Here is a 1,159-nt window from a genome sequence, read left to right on the forward strand (position 1 = left end):
CATCCAGCGGGCAGCCCACCTGATGCGGGCCCACGCGATCCGGCACAGGACACATGCACCCGTCGGCGGCGATCGCGGCCTCCAGCTCGTCGGCTCGGGCCCGCTGCTCCCGGCACAGCCGGTCCAGCGTGTCCGCCCGGCTCAACTGCGCGGCCACACAAGCGTGCAGGTGCCGGATCTGCTCGACTGGCGTCAGTAGCCGGACCTTCGCGTCGCCGTAAGCGGCCGCCTCCAGCTCGACAAGCCGAGCCTGCAGCCCCGTAACCGCAGCACCCAGCAACGGCACCGCCTGAGCCAGACTCACCTCCGCCGACAGCGGGTCACCCGCCGCGACGATCGTGGACGCCATCGCGTCCAGCTCCTCCACCGACGGCGCGATGTCCAGCCCAGCGGCACGGGCCTCCGACTGCGAGCAGATCGGACCGGACAACGGAAGCGCCTGCGGTACGGGCGTGCCCGACATCGGCAACGCACCCCGAGCAGCGACAGTCGCCGCCAGCCGGCGAGCCTTCATCCGCGCCAGAATCTGCTCCTGCGACGGCCGCTCCCACGCGTGCCAGCCGACCGCGTCCGCGTACTGACGGCCATGGCCACGCTGGGCGATACCGCACCACGTACACGCCGACGGCTCCACAATCAGGCCGTTCACGCCGCCACCTCGTTCGCGTCCGCAGCCGCCTCCAGCACCGCCACAACCGACTCGACCGACCGGCCCTCCACGTCACCCCAGTGCGCGACGTGCCCCTCCAAGTGGTGCGGCTCGTCGTTCCACGCCGGCTCCCCGTCCACCTCCAGACGAGCAGCCAGCACCTTCACCGCCGCCTCGGACAGCTCCGAGATCCGGTGCGGGTTGTCGCCGTTGGGTGAGGTCACACAGCGGATCGCCGCCACGATCGACAGCGGGCGCTCGGAGTGCGGCGTCTTCAAGCGGCGATCGAACGCGTCCGGGCAGTAGTCGCCCTGGAAGTGGCCGTTCACCGCGATCAGCCGGGCCGCCTTACGGAACACCGCCGACAACGGGTTACGGCGCGGCAACGGCGCCAGGTGCAGCGGGACAGGGGTCTGGAATGATGTGGTCACGGGGACCTCTCTTTCTCTGATGGGTTGGGGTCGCCGAGTCGAGGGCCGTCATCCGGGCAAGGGGGCGGCCCATCGGCGT

2 protein-coding genes are annotated in these 1,159 nt (G+C 70.9%); both read right to left on the reverse strand.

What is annotated here, in order from left to right; genetic code table 11:
* Positions 1-649: hypothetical protein (locus I8N67_RS41600; protein ID WP_200309560.1), on the reverse strand; the 649-nt coding region annotated here is incomplete at its 3' end.
* Positions 646-1,080: a DUF6197 family protein gene (locus I8N67_RS41605; RefSeq protein WP_307835534.1), complete on the reverse strand. Its 435-nt coding sequence runs from the start codon at positions 1,078-1,080 to the stop codon at positions 646-648. The genes I8N67_RS41605 and I8N67_RS41600, both read right to left, overlap by 4 nt.
* Positions 1,081-1,159 lie beyond the last annotated feature (79 nt).

This window comes from Streptomyces adelaidensis, from assembly GCF_016598475.1.
Taxonomy (GTDB): domain Bacteria; phylum Actinomycetota; class Actinomycetes; order Streptomycetales; family Streptomycetaceae; genus Streptomyces; species Streptomyces adelaidensis.